Source organism: Robbsia andropogonis (genome assembly GCF_000970345.1).
In the GTDB taxonomy this organism is placed as follows: Bacteria; Pseudomonadota; Gammaproteobacteria; order Burkholderiales; family Burkholderiaceae; genus Robbsia; species Robbsia andropogonis.
The window spans coordinates 1-1318 of sequence record NZ_LAQU01000188.1 but is presented as its reverse complement, the minus strand read 5'-3'; the positions used below and the strand labels follow the sequence as shown (position 1 = coordinate 1318).

The 1318-nt window shown below is 58.1% G+C and carries 2 protein-coding genes; one reads left to right on the top strand and one right to left on the bottom strand.

Translation table 11 applies throughout. The features are described from left to right. Positions 1-123 precede the first annotated feature (123 nt). On the top strand, positions 124-822 hold the full coding sequence (locus tag WM40_RS27025) for an IS6 family transposase (protein ID WP_046154637.1): 699 nt from the start codon (positions 124-126) through the stop codon (positions 820-822). Between the two features lie 271 nt (positions 823-1093). On the opposite strand, the gene WM40_RS27020 is transcribed toward WM40_RS27025, so the two are convergent. Then, positions 1094-1318 (bottom strand): zinc-binding dehydrogenase (locus tag WM40_RS27020; RefSeq protein ID WP_046154636.1); only part of this gene is annotated, 225 nt, incomplete at its 5' end.

Genomic DNA, 1318 nt, shown 5'->3' with positions numbered 1-1318 from the left:
CGCGGCACTTCCTGCGCGGCCGCCATGGGCCGCTCAACCGCTAGGTTCCAATCCTTCCCCCTGCCAGGCGGCTTTGTCGCAGTAATATCAAGCACTCTGACAATACGAACGATCGGACGCTTGATGACGACTCTCAATCCAGCTTTGGCACGAGTGCTCAAGCGTTTGCACTATCCACTCGACGTGATCCTGACGTGCGTGCGCTGGTATGTGGCGTATCGGCTGAGCCTTCGACACCTGGAAGAGATGATGGCGGAGCGCGGAATCTCGGTCGACCATTCAACTGTGCACCGCTGGGCCATCAAGGTGTTGCCGGTCCTGGAGAAGGCCTTCCGCCGCCACAAGAAAGCCGTCGGCCGGAGCTGGCGAATGGATGAAACGTATATCAAGGTCCGAGGCCAGTGGAATTATCTGTACCGGGCAGTCGACAAGGAGGGTAACACGGTGGATTTTCTGCTGTGTGCCCATCGCGACAAGGCCGCGGCGCAGCGCTACTTCGAAAAGTCAATCGAGCAAAACGGCGAACCCGAGACGGTGACAATCGATAAAAGCGGTGCGAACCTGGCCGCGCTGGATGCTCTCAACGAGGAGCGGCAAACACCGATCAGGATTCGTCAGAACAAGTATCAGAACAATGTTGTCGAGCAAGATCATCAGGCGATCACGCGACGCACGCGGCCTATGCTTGGCTTCAAGAATTTTCGTTGCGCCCGGATCCTGTTGAGCGGCATCGAGCTCATGCGTATGATCGTCAAGGGCCAAATGCAAGTCCGTGGCCTCGGATACACTCGTGCCGATCAGTTCTACTCACTCGCCGAATAAGTAGTCTTCCTTAAACTGCCGTTTGTTCGTATCGTACTCTTAACGCGACAAAACCTTCTACCGCCGCCCCCTCCCCATCAACCTGACAGAGCCGTCCGATCGAATTGAGGCAGCGACTCCCGATTCATTTAGCGGCGTGGCGAAAGCACAGTGACCGGGCCGAAATCTGCGGGAATACGCGCGTTCAACAAGGGACTCGTGCCGGAGATCGGTCGTTCGCCCTGATGTGTTGGCAGCCTGCATCTAAAGGAGTGGCGTGGTGCGGCGGGGATTAGTGTTTCAACACAACCTTTCCGGGTGCGCCGACAGCAAGTGCGGCGTGAGCGGCACCGAGCTGGTCCAGCGGAAAGGTACGGGCGATCGGGATGATCAGTTTTCCGCGTGCAGCCGCATGGAGCACGGCATTTAAGGTGGCCGCTTCCGTCTGATGGATAAGCTCCCGAATTGTCACGCGGCCGGTAGCGTTGGCGCCTTCGGGAGCCGGAACGATGCTGGC